This is a genomic window from Pseudomonas sp. NFX224 (assembly GCF_048565165.1).
Classification (GTDB): Bacteria; Pseudomonadota; Gammaproteobacteria; order Pseudomonadales; family Pseudomonadaceae; genus Aquipseudomonas.
This window is the reverse complement of sequence record NZ_CP183416.1, coordinates 2,925,773-2,940,245: the sequence shown is the minus strand read 5'-3', so window position 1 is coordinate 2,940,245 and position 14,473 is coordinate 2,925,773. Positions and strand designations below refer to the sequence as shown.

Annotated in this window: 12 protein-coding genes; 9 read left to right on the top strand and 3 right to left on the bottom strand. The window is 59.8% G+C overall.

Features of this window, described 5'->3' with window-relative positions; translation table 11 throughout:
* Positions 1-401: 401 nt before the first annotated feature.
* The 9 genes from ACNYC6_RS13195 (at position 402) to ACNYC6_RS13155 (ending at position 10,520) form a co-directional block, all read left to right on the top strand.
* Complete coding sequence (locus ACNYC6_RS13195) at positions 402-1,709, top strand: CitMHS family transporter (protein WP_419712646.1); 1,308 nt, start codon at positions 402-404, stop codon at positions 1,707-1,709.
* Positions 1,710-1,794: 85 nt separating this feature from the next.
* Entirely contained in the window at positions 1,795-2,562 is a 768-nt protein-coding gene (locus ACNYC6_RS13190; RefSeq protein ID WP_419712645.1) for a TerC family protein, read from the top strand.
* A 208-nt stretch (positions 2,563-2,770) separates the two neighbouring features.
* Entirely contained in the window at positions 2,771-4,429 is a 1,659-nt protein-coding gene (locus ACNYC6_RS13185; RefSeq protein WP_419712644.1) for a Na/Pi cotransporter family protein, read from the top strand.
* Positions 4,430-4,485: 56 nt separating this feature from the next.
* Entirely contained in the window at positions 4,486-5,862 is a 1,377-nt protein-coding gene (locus ACNYC6_RS13180; protein WP_419712643.1) for a M16 family metallopeptidase, read from the top strand.
* Between the two features lie 65 nt (positions 5,863-5,927).
* Positions 5,928-6,956: a DUF5924 family protein gene (locus tag ACNYC6_RS13175; RefSeq protein WP_419712642.1), complete on the top strand. Its 1,029-nt coding sequence runs from the start codon at positions 5,928-5,930 to the stop codon at positions 6,954-6,956.
* Positions 6,957-7,011: 55 nt separating this feature from the next.
* Positions 7,012-8,160, top strand: coding sequence for an MlaE family lipid ABC transporter permease subunit (locus ACNYC6_RS13170; protein ID WP_419712641.1), 1,149 nt, complete (start codon positions 7,012-7,014; stop codon positions 8,158-8,160).
* Positions 8,157-8,960 carry an ABC transporter ATP-binding protein gene (locus ACNYC6_RS13165; RefSeq protein ID WP_419712640.1) on the top strand — a complete coding sequence of 268 codons (804 nt, stop codon included), beginning with the start codon at positions 8,157-8,159 and terminating at the stop codon, positions 8,958-8,960. The genes ACNYC6_RS13170 and ACNYC6_RS13165 overlap by 4 nt, the downstream gene beginning before the upstream one ends.
* Position 8,961: 1 nt before the next feature.
* On the top strand, positions 8,962-9,900 hold the full coding sequence (locus ACNYC6_RS13160) for an MlaD family protein (RefSeq protein ID WP_419712639.1): 939 nt from the start codon (positions 8,962-8,964) through the stop codon (positions 9,898-9,900).
* Positions 9,897-10,520, top strand: coding sequence for an ABC-type transport auxiliary lipoprotein family protein (locus ACNYC6_RS13155; RefSeq protein WP_419712638.1), 624 nt, complete (start codon positions 9,897-9,899; stop codon positions 10,518-10,520). The genes ACNYC6_RS13160 and ACNYC6_RS13155 overlap by 4 nt, the downstream gene beginning before the upstream one ends.
* Before the next feature lie 84 nt (positions 10,521-10,604).
* Here ACNYC6_RS13155 and ACNYC6_RS13150 read toward each other — a convergent pair whose 3' ends face one another.
* The 3 genes from ACNYC6_RS13150 to ACNYC6_RS13140 all read right to left on the bottom strand — a co-directional run bounded on the left by ACNYC6_RS13150 (position 10,605) and on the right by ACNYC6_RS13140 (position 14,472).
* Positions 10,605-11,834 (bottom strand): nucleoside recognition domain-containing protein, encoded by a 1,230-nt coding sequence (locus ACNYC6_RS13150; protein ID WP_419712637.1) that lies wholly within the window; start codon positions 11,832-11,834, stop codon positions 10,605-10,607.
* Positions 11,835-11,961: 127 nt separating this feature from the next.
* Positions 11,962-13,293, bottom strand: a complete 1,332-nt coding sequence (gene gltP / locus ACNYC6_RS13145; protein WP_150702318.1) for a glutamate/aspartate:proton symporter GltP — start codon at positions 13,291-13,293, stop codon at positions 11,962-11,964.
* Between the two features lie 711 nt (positions 13,294-14,004).
* A complete protein-coding gene (locus ACNYC6_RS13140) occupies positions 14,005-14,472 on the bottom strand; it encodes an inhibitor of vertebrate lysozyme family protein (protein ID WP_419712636.1) in 468 nt (155 codons plus the stop codon).
* Position 14,473: the final 1 nt, after the last annotated feature.

Below are 14,473 nucleotides of genomic sequence, written 5' to 3'. Positions count from 1 at the left end.
TGTGAATCGACTGACGTCATCGCGAGCAGGCTCGCTCCCACAATGGATCGGTGTCGTACGCAAAACCAATGTGGGAGTGAGCCTGCTCGCGATGGCCGCAACTCGGTTTCCCTCCCTGCCCCGGTCCGACGACCGGTCGTACTTCCGGTCAACGCTTTCATCGGCGAAAGCTGGCTGAAAGCTTCCCCGATTAGGATCGCCCCCACTACCGGCAACAGACCGGTCGGCCAATGCCAGTGTTTAATCGCTCGCACAGCCCATTTAACAACAACAATGGTGATTCTGATGTCCGCTTCTACCCGCCGCTTCGCTGCAACTCCGCCCGTACGCCTCGTGCTTCCCGTTCTGCGCTGATCCCCGATCCGCTCATTCCCTAGCCGCGCTACGCCTGGAGTATTCCCATGCTGACTTTCCTTGGCTTCGCCATGGTCATCACGTTCATGTTCCTGATCATGACCAAGCGCCTGTCCGCGCTGATCGCGCTGATCCTGATTCCAATCATCTTCGCCCTGTTCGGCGGATTCGGGCCGAAAATCGGTCCGATGATGCTCGAAGGCATCACCAAACTCGCGCCGACCGGCGTGATGCTGATGTTCGCGATTCTGTACTTCGCCCTGATGATCGACTCCGGCCTGTTCGACCCGGCCGTGCGCAAGATCCTCAAAATGGTCAAGGGCGACCCGTTGAAAGTTTCGGTCGGCACCGCCGTACTGGCGCTCGTCGTTTCCCTCGATGGTGACGGCGCGACCACTTACATGATCTGCGTGGCCGCCATGCTGCCGCTCTACAGCCGGATCGGCATGAGCCCGCGAATCATGGCCGGCCTGATCATCCTCGCCGGTGGCGTGATGAACATGACCCCATGGGGCGGTCCGACCGCCCGTGCCGCCAGTGCGCTGCACGTGGACCCGTCGGCGATCTTCGTACCGATGATTCCAGCGATGGCGGCCGGTGTGGTGGCGATCCTGGCCATCGCCTACTTCTACGGCAAACGTGAACGTGCGCGTCTGGGTGAATTGCACCTGGTGGGCGATGAGATCGATCACAGCGAAATCAGCGTTTCGCAGTTCCCGGATGCCCGTCGTCCGAAACTGATCTGGTTCAACGGCGCCCTGACCCTGGGCCTGATGTGCACCCTGATTGCCGGCCTGTTGCCGTTGCCGGTGTTGTTCATGGTGGCCTTCAGTATCGCGATGATCGTCAACTACCCTTGCCTGCAACAGCAGAAGGATCGCGTCGCGGCCCACGCCGGTAGCGTGCTGGCAGTGGTCGGGCTGATCTTTGCCGCCGGCATATTCACCGGTATTCTGTCGGGCACCGGCATGGTCGATGCCATGTCGAAAAGCCTGCTGTCGGTGATTCCGGATTTCCTCGGCCCATACTTGGCAGTAATCACGGCGCTGGTGAGCATGCCGTTCACGTTTTTCATGTCGAACGATGCATTTTATTACGGCGTGTTACCGGTACTTGCCGAAGCCGCCAGTCACTACGGTATAACCTCGGTGGAAATGGCACGTGCCTCGATCGTCGGTCAGCCCGTCCACCTGTTGAGCCCGCTCGTACCATCGACCTACCTGTTGGTGGCCCTGGCCGGTATCGATTTTGGTGATCACCAGCGCTTTACCCTGAAGTGGGCAGTGCTGGTGTGCATGTGCATACTGGTTGCCGCGTTGCTGATGGGGATTTTTCCGCTGTTCAGCACTCTATAAGCCCAAGACTCACCGCCCCGGGTCCAGGCTTTGTTGTTTGAAGTCCGGGCCCGTTGTGGTTTAACACTCGCTCAAAGGAATACACATGGAATGGCTGACCAACCCTGAAATCTGGGTTGCCTTCTTCACCCTGACCGCCCTGGAAATCGTTCTGGGCATCGATAACATCATCATGATTTCGATCCTGGTCAGCCGCATGCCCAAGCACATGCAGGCGCGCACCCGGATTTTCGGTCTGGCGCTGGCCATGGTCACGCGAATCCTGTTGCTGCTGTCGATCACCTGGGTCATGCGCCTCACTGCCGACCTGTTCGAAGTGTTCGGCCAGGGCATTTCCGGGCGTGACCTGATCCTGTTCTTCGGTGGTCTGTTCCTGCTGTGGAAGAGCTCGCAAGAGATGTACCACGCACTGGAAGGTGAAGACGAAACCCACGACGAGAGCTCGGTCAAGGGCGGCAACTTCCTGTACACCATCGTTCAGATCGCGATCATCGACATCGTGTTCTCGCTGGACTCGGTCATCACTGCGGTCGGCATGGTGTCCCATGTACCGGTCATGGTGGCGGCGATTGTCGTGGCGGTGCTGGTGATGATGCTGGCTGCGGGCACCATCAGCGCGTTCATCGACAAGCACCCGTCGCTGAAGATGCTGGCGCTGTCGTTCCTGCTGGTGGTGGGTACCGTTCTGATTGCCGAATCCCTGGACGTGCACGTACCAAAAGGCTACGTCTACTTCGCCATGGCATTCTCGCTGGCGGTGGAAGCGATCAACATCAAGATGCGCACCGCGATCGCGAAAAAGCGCAAGCAGCAGGATCCGGTGAAACTGCGCAAGGACATTCCGGGGCAGTAATTACCTTTGTAGAATCGGGGGGCTTTGGCCCCCTTTTTCTTTGTCTGCATCAAATTGTTTTCATGACAGTTTTGTTTCAATCACTTCTTTAGCTATGCGATGCTGGCGCCCAGACCGTTAGCCAACTACAGCTTAAGTACATAACGTAGAACGTCACGCGGCACCGTCAACTTGCCCCCTTGGGGCGTTACCACCACAGGGGGCCTGTATGCTCACCCTGCTCAATTTGCTCTCTGCCGTGGCCTTGCTGATCTGGGGCACGCACATCGTCCGAACCGGCATCCTGCGGGTTTACGGTTCCAACCTGCGCCATGTCATTGGCCAGAACATGTCCAAACGCTGGCTGGCGTTCATTTCCGGGATTGTGGTGACCGCCATGGTTCAGAGCAGCAACGCCACCGCCATGCTCGTCACCTCCTTCGTCGGCCAGGGCCTGATGGGGCTGACCCCGGCGCTGGCGACCATGCTCGGCGCCGATGTCGGTACAGCGCTGATGGCGCGGGTGCTGACCTTCGACCTGTCATGGCTGTCGCCGCTGCTGATCTTTCTCGGGGTGATTTTCTTTCTCTCGCGCAAACAGACGCGACTGGGCCAGATGGGCCGCGTCGCGATTGGCCTGGGCCTGATCATCCTGGCGTTGCAACTGATCGTCGAGGCGGCCACGCCGATCACCCACGCCCAAGGGGTGAAGGTGATTTTCGCCTCGTTGACCGGCGACATCCTGCTCGATGCGCTGGTCGGTGCGCTGTTCGCATTGATTTCCTATTCCAGCCTCGCGGCGGTCCTGCTGACCGCGACCCTGGCCGGCGCCAGCGTGATCAGCCTGCCGGTGGCCATCGGCCTGGTGATCGGCGCCAACATCGGCAGCGGTGTACTCGCGTTCCTCAGCACCAGCATGCAGAACGCCGCCGGGCGCCAAGTGGCATTGGGCAGCCTGCTGTACAAACTGATCGGACTGGTGCTGATCATTCCAGTGCTCGATCCGTTGGTGCACTGGATCGACAGCCTGGATTTCAGCCCTCAGGAAATGGTCATCGGCTTCCACCTGCTCTACAACACCGCGCGCTGCCTGATCCTGCTGCCCTGTGTCGGGCCGATGGCCAGGTTTTGTGCCTGGGTGCTACCGGAGCGCCCGCAAGTCAATGGTATGGCCAAGCCTCGTCACCTTGATCCGACCGCGTTGGTCACGCCCAGCCTGGCATTGGCCAACGCGGCTCGGGAAACCCTGCGCATGGGTGACCTGATCGATAACATGCTTGAAGCCATGCTCGATGTGCTGCACGGCAAGCAAACCGCCGTCACGCAGGAAATGCGTCGCCTGACCGATGATGTGGAAGCGCTCTACAGCGCCATCAAACTTTACCTGGCGCAAATGCCCCGCGAGGACCTCAGCGATCAGGACAGCCGGCGCTGGGCGGAAATCATCGAGCTGGCGATCAACCTCAAACTCGCCAGCGATTTGATTGAACGCATGCTGCGCAAGGTCCAGCAGCAGAAAACCTCGCAGCGCCGGTCGTTTTCCGAGGTCGGCCTGGAAGAATTGGCGGGGCTGCATGGTCAGTTGATCTCTAACTTGCGCCTGGGGTTGTCGGTATTCCTCAGTGCCGACAAAGAAAGTGCCCGACAGTTACTGCGTGAGAAACGTCGCTTTCGCGCACAGGAACGCCGTTTGGCCCACGCTCATGTCAGCCGTTTGCAACGTAAGATTGTGCAGAGTATCGAGACCAGTTCACTGCACCTGGAGCTGATCGCCGATATGAAGCGTCTGAATTCGCTGTTTTGCAGCAGTGCCTATGTAGTATTGGAAACGTCCGACACCGGCGCACTGGTGGTCGACGATTTGGCTGACACCACGCATTCGCCCTGAACGTCCACAGTGGCCTGGAGTCTGTTGAACTTACGCTAGCCGTATGGAAGCTCGTTATGCGTTGTCTGTTGTTCGCCTGTCTGTTGCTTGGCTCAATGCCTTCATTTGCCCTGGATCGCTTCCAGGTCGAGGGCTACACCCTGCGCAATGGTCTGCAATTGCTGCTCAAACCCGGCACGGAACGCGGGCATGTGGCGATCCGGCTGGTGGTCGGCGTTGGTATCGATGATTTCAGCTGCGCCGAGAAAGAGTTGCCGCACCTGCTCGAACATCTGTTGTTCAGCGGCATCGACGCCAGCGGCGAAGGTGGCCTTGAAGAGCGCATGCAAGCGTTGGGCGGTGAATGGAACGCCTTCACCAGCAATGCCGACACCACGTTCGTGATCGAAGCACCGGCGAAAAACCAGCGCAAAGTCCTCGATCTGCTGCTGGCGTTGCTGACCCAGACCCGCTTCGACGACAACGCCATCAATGCTGCCAAGCAAGTGGTCGAACGCGAAGACGGCGGCCATTACTCGCATTTGCAGCGCTGGCTGGACCGCCAGGACCTGGGGCATACCGCCAGCAAGCAACTGGCCGTGGAGCTGGGGCTGAAATGCCAGGAACGCGCCGAAGTCGATCAATTGACCCGCGAACAACTGGAGAAAGTGCGCAAGGATTGGTACGCGCCCAACAACATGACCCTGATCGTGGTCGGCGATCTCGACCGCTTGCTGCCAGCTTATCTGGAGCGGACTTACGGCACGTTGGTGCCGATCGAACCGAGCAGCCACCCGCCGCTGCCGCAAATCCAGGCCAGCGCCGCCCATGAGCGTACGCTGACACGCAGTCTTGTCGGTGGCGCGGCCAAGCTACATTGGCTGGTGCCGGAACCGGTGCTGGAGGATCAGCACGACGAAACCTTCAACCTGCTCAAGGACTATCTGGACTGGGCGTTGTATCGCCAGTTACGACTGGCGCACGGCTTGTCCTACGGACCGTGGGCCGAGCGCGAAGTGTTCGGTGGCGTGGGTTTCATGAGCCTGAATGCCGACCTTGAGCGCGACGATGTGGCCCAAGCGCAGAAGGTGCTGGAGGAGTTGAAGGCGCAACTGCTCAAGGACGGCCTGAATGCCGAGACCTTCAATCGTCTCAAACAGGCCGCTATCGCCCGCCAGGCTTGGGCGGTGCAAGGCAACAGCGCGCTGGCCGATTACTACTGGAGCGCCCTGGGCGACTACGAGGACGGCCGTTTCGCCGACCCTGCCAAGGAATTGCACGCGGTGACGTTGGCGGAAGCGAACAAGGCCATGCGCGAATTGCTCTTGCAGCCGGGGTATGTGCGGATCGAGAAGCCGTTGCTCAGTGATGACCAATTGCTGTGGGCGATTGCCGGGGTCTTGGGGTTGCTGGTGCTGAGTCTGGTGGCGTGGCGTTTTCATCGCAGAAAGTAACCATTTCCTGTGATGAGGCGGTACCCTGTCGAGGATTTTTCCTACGACTACTGTGAACCATCCGAATGCAGACTTTGACCCTCTTCGTACAGCGCATCCTCGAATTGATGAAGCGCTACCCCGGGGTCATTGCGCTCGGTGGTTTTATCTCCGGGGTCGGCAGCTTCATTCTGGTGGATCGTCAGCAAGGCCTGGCGAGCTGGATCACCACCATCATGCTGATCAGCTGGATCTGGCTGATGCTGGAAAACAGCCTGACCAAGCTGTTCACCCGGGTCTTCAAGCGGGAAATTCCCCAGCCGTTGCTGCGGTATGCGACGCAGATGATCCACCAGGAAAGCCTGTTTTTCGTCCTGCCGTTCTTTTTCATCACCACGACGTGGAACAGCGGCCAGTTGTTCTTCACCGGGTTGTTGGGCATCGCCGCGCTGATTTCCATCGTCGACCCGCTCTACTACAAATGGCTGGCGCCTCGGCGCTGGGCGTTCCTGGCGTTGCACACGCTGACCCTGTTCGCCGCCCTGCTCACCGCGTTGCCGGTGATCATGCACCTGACCACTTCGCAAAGTTTCAAATGGGCGCTGGGGATCGCCGTGTTGCTGTCGTTCCCGAGCCTGGCGTCGATCTTCCCGATCCGCACGGTGCGCAACGCGCTGGCGATCCTCAGTATCACCATCGGTATCGGCGGCGTCGGTTGGGTGCTGCGTTCGTGGGTGCCGCCGGCGACATTGTGGATGACCGACGTGGCCATCAGCACGCAGATGCAGGATCGCACCCCCGGCGCCAGCCTCGAAGAAGTCAGCGTCGAGCAGATTCGCGGCACTGGCTTATACGCCTACACCGCGATCAACGCGCCGCGAGGCCTGAACGAGCGGATTTATCACGTCTGGCAATTCAACGGCAAAGAGGTTGATCGCATCCCTCTCGATATCCATGGCGGGCGCAAGGAAGGTTACCGGGCCTGGACCCACAAGCAGAACTTCCCCGGCAACCCGGCGGGCAAATGGCAGGTGCGGGTGCTGACCGAGGACGGCCAGTTGATTGGCGTGTTGCGCTTCACAGTACCTGACAGCACACCGGTCAAAGAAAAGTAAGGCAGTTCGTGCTATTACGTAGGTCAGCGTAATTAGCCGAAAAAGCATGGAGCTTATGACCAGCAGCACAGTGGCCGGCAATGCCCAACTGGACACCTCGTACTCCCCGCCTCAGATTCGGGTGACGGGAGACTGGACGCTTGCCCATTACGCCGACCTCAAGCACCTGAGCGAAAAGCTCGAAGGTCAGTACGACGACACTACCCGCATCGATCTCAACGGCCTCGGCGCTCTCGATACTGCTGGCGCCTCGCTGTTGGTGGAGTTGCTGGGCTCCGAACGCCTGGGGCGATCCGCCGAACATCCCGATTGCACCCTTTCTTCCGCCGACCGCGCGTTGCTGCAAACCGTCTACCAATCGCTGGCTGATTTCTGTGTGCCGATCAAGGAGCCGGAAATCAGCGTCGGCATTCAACTGCTGACCCGCATTGGCCGCGCGGTGGACACGGTCTGGCAGGACACCCTGCAACTGCTGGGTTTCGTCGGCCTGATTCTGGAAACCATCGTCCGTGGGCTGTTCCGCCCCAGCCGCTGGCGCATCACGCCGATGGTGGCGCACATCGAACAGACCGGCCTCGATGCCGCGCCCATCGTCGCCCTGCTGACCTTTCTGGTGGGCGCCGTGGTGGCGTTTCTCGGGGCGACGGTGCTGAGCACGTTCGGCGCCAGCGTGTTCACGGTGGATCTGGTGGCGTTTGCCTTCCTGCGCGAATTCGGTGTGTTGCTGACGGCGATTCTGATGGCCGGGCGCACGGCCAGTGCGTTCACCGCGCAGATCGGTTCGATGAAAGCCAACGAAGAAATCGACGCCATCCGCACCCTGGGCCTCGACCCGATGGAATTGCTGGTGGTCCCGCGCGTCCTGGCGCTGCTGATCGCGTTGCCGATGCTGACCTTTCTGGCGATGATCTCGGGGATTGTCGGCGGCGGCGTGGTGTGTGCGATATCGCTGGATATCTCGCCGGCGATGTTCCTCTCGCTGCTGCAATCGGACATCGGCGTTCAACATTTTCTGGTGGGGATCGTCAAAGCGCCGATCTTTGCCTTCCTGATCGCGGCGATCGGTTGCCTGGAAGGCTTCAAGGTCAGCGGCAGTGCCGAATCCGTGGGTGCGCACACCACGTCGAGTGTGGTGCAGTCGATTTTCGTGGTGATCGTGCTCGACGCCGTGGCCGCGCTGTTTTTCATGGAGATGAGCTGGTGAGCCGTTTACCCCGAGCGCCCGCCGAGGCGGTGATCGAAGTCCGTGGGCTGTGCAACCGTTTCGGCAGCCAGAGCGTGCATGAAAACCTTGATCTGGATTTGTACAAGGGCGAAATCCTCGCCGTGGTCGGCGGCTCCGGCAGTGGCAAATCGGTGCTGCTGCGCAGCATCGTCGGCTTGCGCCAGCCCAGTGAGGGCGTGGTGAAAGTCTTTGGGCAAAACCTGCCGACGCTGCCGGAACACGAACGCTCGCTGATTGAACGGCGCTTCGGCGTGCTGTTCCAGAAAGGTGCCCTGTTCTCTTCGCTGACCGTGACCGAAAACGTCGCCCTGCCCCTGATCGAACACGCCGGTCTGAGCCGCGACGATGCCGAGCATCTGGCGGCCGTAAAACTGGCCCTGGCCGGATTGCCGCTGTCGGCAGCGGATAAATACCCCTCCTCGCTGTCCGGCGGCATGATCAAGCGCGCCGCTCTGGCGCGGGCCTTGGCGCTCGACCCCGACATCCTGTTTCTCGACGAGCCCACCGCCGGTCTCGACCCGATCGGCGCCGCTGCGTTCGATCAGTTGATCCTGACCCTGCGCGACGCCTTGGGCTTGAGTGTTTTTCTGGTGACCCACGACCTCGACACGCTTTACACCATTACCGACCGGGTGGCGGTGTTGGCGCAGAAGAAAGTGCTGGTGGCGGACGCCATCGACAAGGTGTCGGAAACCGACGATGCGTGGATTCACGAATACTTCCATGGCCCTCGCGGCCGCGCGGCGCTGACGGCCGCAAAACAGCTCAACGAGGTCTGACATGGAAACCCGAGCCCATCATGTATTGATCGGCCTGTTCACCGTGATTGTGGTGGCAGGCGCCCTGCTCTTTGGTCTGTTTCTGGCCAAGTCCAGCGTCGACCGGGAGTTCAAGGATTACCAGATCGTCTTCAACGAGGCTGTTAGTGGCCTGTCCAACGGCAGTTCGGTGCAGTACAGCGGGATCAAGGTCGGCGATGTGATCTCGCTGCGCCTGGACCCCAAAGACCCGCGCCGGGTATTGGCGCGGATCCGTCTGGGTGGTGATACGCCGGTCAAGGAAGACACCCAGGCCAAACTGGCGCTGACCGGGGTCACCGGCACGTCGATCATCCAGCTCAGCGGCGGCACGCCACAAAGCCCGACGCTCAAGGGCAAGGACGGTAATCTGCCGACCATCGTGGCGTCGCCCTCGCCTATCGCCCGTTTGCTCAACGACAGCAACGACCTGATGGCTGGCGTGAATACGCTGATGCACAACGCCAATCTGATGTTCTCCACAGAAAATATCGAGCGCATCAGCAAGACGCTTGAGCATCTGGAGAAAACCACCGGGGTCATTGCCGAGCAGCGCGGCGATATACGTCAGGCGATGCAGCAGCTGGCATCGCTGGGCAAGCAGGCTGGCACCATGATGGAACAAACCTCAGCGTTGATGCGCAACGCCAACGGCTTGCTCAACGATCAGGGCAAGCAGATGTTCGGCAGCGCTGAGCACGCGATGAAGTCGCTGGAACAAAGCAGTGCGACGATCAACAAATTGCTGAGCGCCAATCAGGACTCGATCAACAACGGCATGCAGGGCCTCAACGGTTTGGCCCCGGCGGTGCGCGAGCTGCGTGAAACCCTGACCTCGCTGCGCGCCATCGCTCAACGCTTGGAGGCCAACCCCAGCGGTTACTTGCTGGGCAGTGACAAGCACAAGGAATTCACCCCATGAAGCTGACCCGTATCGCCCTCCTCGCCGGCTTCTTGCTGATCAGTTCGTGCTCGATCCTGCCCAAGCCCGAGCCGTTCGATGTCTATCGATTGCCTTCGGCCCAGAGCAATGCGCCGAGCAGTCATGGCGCGGCGCAGCAATGGTCGTTGCGCTTGAACAAACCCTTGGCCAGCGAAGCGTTGAACAGGCCGGACATTGCGGTCATTCCCCAGGGCGACGTGATCAGCAGCTACAAGGGCTCGCGCTGGAGCGATCCGGCGCCGGTGCTGCTGCGCAATCGTCTGCTCGATGGTTTCCAGCGTGATGGTCGAGTGACGTTGCTGAGCACCGATGACAGTCTTTTCCACGCAGACCTGGAACTGGGTGGCCAGTTGCAGGCGTTCCAGACTGAATACCAAGGAGCCAGTGCCAGCGTGGTGGTACGTCTGGATGCGTTGCTGGTGCGCGGCTACGACCAGCGAATCCTCGCCAGCCGCCGCTTCGAAGTACGACAGCCGTTGAGCGATGTGAAAGTCCCGGCGGTGGTGGCCGGGTTTGGCCAGGCCAGTGATCAACTGACGGCGCAGGTGGTGAATTGGGCGGTAGAGCAAGGACGGCTGTTAGCGCCGGTCAAACCTTGAAATCGCCAAAATCGCAGCCTTCGGCAGCGCCTGCATGGGTAGGTGCACACCTGTAGGCGCTGCCGAAGGCTGCGATCCTTTGCTTTATCCGAAGAACCAGTAGCAAACCCCGATAGCGCCCAGCACCCCGGCCAGTTCCGCTAACAACGCACACCCCACCGCATGCCGCGCGCGCTGGATGCCCACCGCGCCAAAGTACACCGCCAGCACATAGAACGTGGTTTCGGTACTGCCCTGTACCGTCGCCGCCACCAGTGCCGGGAAGCTGTCGACGCCTGAGGTCTTCATGGTTTCAATCAGCATCGCCCGGGCGGCGCTGCCGGAGAACGGCTTGACCATGGCGGTCGGCAACGCATCGACGAAGCGCGTATCCCAACCGGCCCATTCCACCAGGTGACGAATGCCGTCCAGACCGAAATCCAGTGCGCCGGAGGCCCGCAGCACGCCCACCGCACAGAGCATCGCCACCAGATACGGCAGCAGACTCTTTGCCACATCGAAGCCTTCTTTGGCGCCTTCGACGAACGCTTCGTAGACCTTTACTTTGCGCAGCGCGCCGATGATCAGAAACAGCATGATCAAACCGAATAGCGTCAAGTTGCCGAGGATCGACGATAAACCCGCCAAAGCAGTGGCCGACATCGTCCCCAGCAAGGCCATGAAGCCACCCAGCAAAAGTGCACCGGGAATCAGATAGGCCAGCACCACCGGGTCCCAGATACGCAGGCGTTGCATGAAGGACACAGCCAGGAAGCCGACGATGGTCGAGCAACTGGTGGCCAGCAGGATCGGCAGGAACACCAGTGTCGGGTCCGGCGCACCTTGCTGGGCGCGGTACATGAAGATCGTCACCGGCAACAGGGTCAGGGAGGAAGCGTTGAGCACCAGGAACAGGATCTGCGCGTTACTGGCGATGGTGGCGCTGGGGTTGAGCTCCTGCAGGGCTTTCATGGCCTTCAGGCCGATCGGCGTGGCGGCGTTGTCCAGGCCCAGGCCGTTGGCGGCGAAATTGAGGGTAATCAGGCCCAAGGCAGGGTGGCCGGGCGGAACCTCCGGCATCAAGCGCAGAAACAGTGGCCCAAGCACCTTGGCCAGCCATTCGACGATCCCGGCTTTCTCGGCGATGCGCAGAAAACCCAGCCAGAGGGTGAGGGTGCCGAACAGCAACACCATCACTTCGACCGACAGCTTGGCCATGGCGAAGATGCTTTCCACCATCGCCGCGAAGATTCCGGCATTGCCGCCGATCAGCCACTGCGCCAGCGCCGATATCGCGGCTACGATGAAGAAGCCAAGCCACAGGCCATTAAGCATCAGTCAAATCCCCCAAAAGATGCGCGAATGATAGCGGGGTGACCAGAAACGACAAACCCCGGATTTCTCCGGGGTTTGTCGGTTTGGCTGACTCACAAACTGTGGCAGCCACCACAGGGTTCAGCGATCAGTTGCTGGAAACTTCACCAACCGGCAGCTTCTCTTTGCTGCGCCAGTGCGGCAGGGAGTTCCAGTAGCGCTGGCCCTTGGCGTCGTCGTACATGCCTTCCCAGCGGGAGATAACCAGTACGGCCAAGGCATTGCCGATCACGTTCAACGCGGTACGCGCCATGTCCATGATGCGGTCGACACCGGCGATGAAGGCCAGGCCTTCCAGCGGAATACCGACGCTGCCCAGAGTGGCCAGCAGCACCACGAAGGACACGCCCGGTACGCCGGCGATGCCTTTGGAAGTGACCATCAGGGTTAGCACGAGAAGCAGTTGCTGGCTGATCGACAGATCGATGCCGTACAACTGGGCAATGAAGATCGCCGCGATGCTCTGGTACAGGGTCGAACCGTCGAGGTTGAACGAGTAACCGGTCGGCACCACGAAGCTGCAAATGGCTTTCGGCGCGCCGTAGGCTTCCATCTTCTCGATCACGCGCGGCAGCACGGTTTCGGAGGAGGCGGTGGAGTAGGCCAGCACCAGCTCATCTTTGAAGATGCGCATCAGCTTGATCACCGAGAAACCGAACAGGCGAGCGATCAGGCCCAGCACCACGAAGGCGAAGAAGGCGATGGCGACGTAAACCAGGATCACCAGTTTGGCCAGCGGCAGCAGCGAAGCGAAGCCGAAGTTGGCCACGGTGACCGCGATCAGTGCGAAAACGCCGATCGGGGCGTAGTTCATGATCATGTGAGTGACCTTGAACATGCTTTCCGACACGCCCTGGAACATCGTGACCAGCGGATCGCGCAGTTCAGGCTTGAGGCTCGACAGACCGAGACCGAACAACACCGAGAAGAAGATGATCGGCAGCATTTCACCGCGAGCCATGGCCGCGAAGATGTTGGACGGGATCAGGTTGAGGATGGTTTCGATGAACGCGTGTTCATGCTGAACCTCGGCTGCCGTTGCCTGGTACTTGGAGATGTCCACAGTACCCAGCGTGCTCATGTCGATGCCGGCACCCGGATGGAACAGGTTGGCCAGCAGCAGGCCGACGACGATGGCGATGGTGGTGACGACTTCAAAGTAGAGGATGGTTTTGAGGCCGATGCTGCCGAGCTTCTTCGCATCACCGACGCCGGCAATACCGACGATCAGCGAAGAGATCACGATCGGAATCACAATCATCTTGATCAGACGGATAAAGATATCGCCCGCTGGCTGCAGGACGTTGCTGATCCACCAGGCTTTTTCGGCACTGAAATGGTTGAGCAGCGCACCGATTGCAATCCCCAATACCAGACCGATGAGGATCTGCCAGGCGAGGCTAAGCTTTGCCTTCTTCATATCTTTACCCTTACTTCAGTTTGACTCGGGCAGATGCATGAACGGGATCGCTTGTGGCGAAAATGTCAGTGCATCCGCCCCCGTATAAGGAGCCCCGGAGCGCTTGTTAGTGGCTCTCTGGCAGGCGAAAAAAGGCGCAACTATTCCGATGCAAGGAAGCGACGTCTAATGCCGTAAACGCCTACCCCATGCCGAATCGGCATGAGGTTTTTTAGCTGTAAGCGACGTCGCAATCGGTTCGAATACGACATTTCGTCAGGCATAAGTGCCGTGTACCGGTCATCACAGGGCAGATTGAATGTTTTTTGATCAGCCGAATAAAGAAGGATTTTCGGGAAAATCTCCCGGCGCTCGCGAAGGCATCGCGTCAAAAGAAGGGGGATTTTTCTCGATATACGGTCGCCGGTGAATGTCGGGACAAGTATTTTCCATTGATGGGCGAGAGGAATTGTCGGGAAGCGGAAGAAACAGAGGGGAACGGTCTATTGCAAAGCTCTGCACGCAAGCTCTTCGCAAGTCCGTCGAGCCATGCTTGACCGGCGAACTTGCGTCGCAGCTTTTCCTGACCCGGCCCTTGCGCAGGCACTCCCTGTACCCGTAGGTCACTCCGCCCCTGAAACAGGCAGAACGTCCCGACCCCTTGGTCATGCGCCGACCTTCCTCAGGTGGGCGCAGGGGAAAGAAGCACGGCGCTTCTTTCGCATTCTGAAATCAGTACCAGTTCGGATCCTTCTTGAGCTGCTCCATCAACATTTCCTGCATACCTTGGTCCGGTTTGCCGAGGAAACGGTAGGTGGCATGTCGCGTCGGCGACTTGTCGGCCGGCAGCCCGGAAGGCACTTCGACCAGCATGGCGTAAGCGTCCTTTTTGTCGAAACTGACGGCAACGATCAAGCGTCGGTCAAGGCAAGTCGCTTGCGATTCGCACAGCGGCCCCACCAGATACTGATCGCCGTCCTCTTCAACGGCATTCATCTGTTCGGCATCGCCGGACAGGTTCATCACCCATTCCGGCAGGCGTTCTTCTTTCTTCACCACGCCTTGCCAGGTTTCACGGTACTGCGGGTCTGCGTTCAAGAGTTCGTTGACCCGTGCCTGCCCGTCATTGGCGGCAATTGCCATGGCACTACCGCCCAGTAGCAGGGCGGCTGCCAGTGTCTTTAACAACGAAAAACTCATA

Excerpts from the sequence above, each read along its gene's own strand:
- ACNYC6_RS13195 (WP_419712646.1), top strand. The coding sequence starts at position 402 with ATGCTGACTTTCCTTGGCTTCGCCATGGTCATCACGTTCATGTTCCTG.
- ACNYC6_RS13190 (WP_419712645.1), top strand. The coding sequence starts at position 1,795 with ATGGAATGGCTGACCAACCCTGAAATCTGGGTTGCCTTCTTCACCCTG.
- ACNYC6_RS13185 (WP_419712644.1), top strand. The coding sequence starts at position 2,771 with ATGCTCACCCTGCTCAATTTGCTCTCTGCCGTGGCCTTGCTGATCTGG.
- ACNYC6_RS13180 (WP_419712643.1), top strand. The coding sequence starts at position 4,486 with ATGCGTTGTCTGTTGTTCGCCTGTCTGTTGCTTGGCTCAATGCCTTCA.
- ACNYC6_RS13175 (WP_419712642.1), top strand. The coding sequence starts at position 5,928 with ATGCAGACTTTGACCCTCTTCGTACAGCGCATCCTCGAATTGATGAAG.
- ACNYC6_RS13170 (WP_419712641.1), top strand. The coding sequence starts at position 7,012 with ATGACCAGCAGCACAGTGGCCGGCAATGCCCAACTGGACACCTCGTAC.
- ACNYC6_RS13160 (WP_419712639.1), top strand. The coding sequence starts at position 8,962 with ATGGAAACCCGAGCCCATCATGTATTGATCGGCCTGTTCACCGTGATT.
- ACNYC6_RS13155 (WP_419712638.1), top strand. The coding sequence starts at position 9,897 with ATGAAGCTGACCCGTATCGCCCTCCTCGCCGGCTTCTTGCTGATCAGT.
- ACNYC6_RS13150 (WP_419712637.1), bottom strand. The coding sequence starts at position 11,834 with ATGCTTAATGGCCTGTGGCTTGGCTTCTTCATCGTAGCCGCGATATCG.
- gltP (WP_150702318.1), bottom strand. The coding sequence starts at position 13,293 with ATGAAGAAGGCAAAGCTTAGCCTCGCCTGGCAGATCCTCATCGGTCTG.
- ACNYC6_RS13140 (WP_419712636.1), bottom strand. The coding sequence starts at position 14,472 with ATGAGTTTTTCGTTGTTAAAGACACTGGCAGCCGCCCTGCTACTGGGC.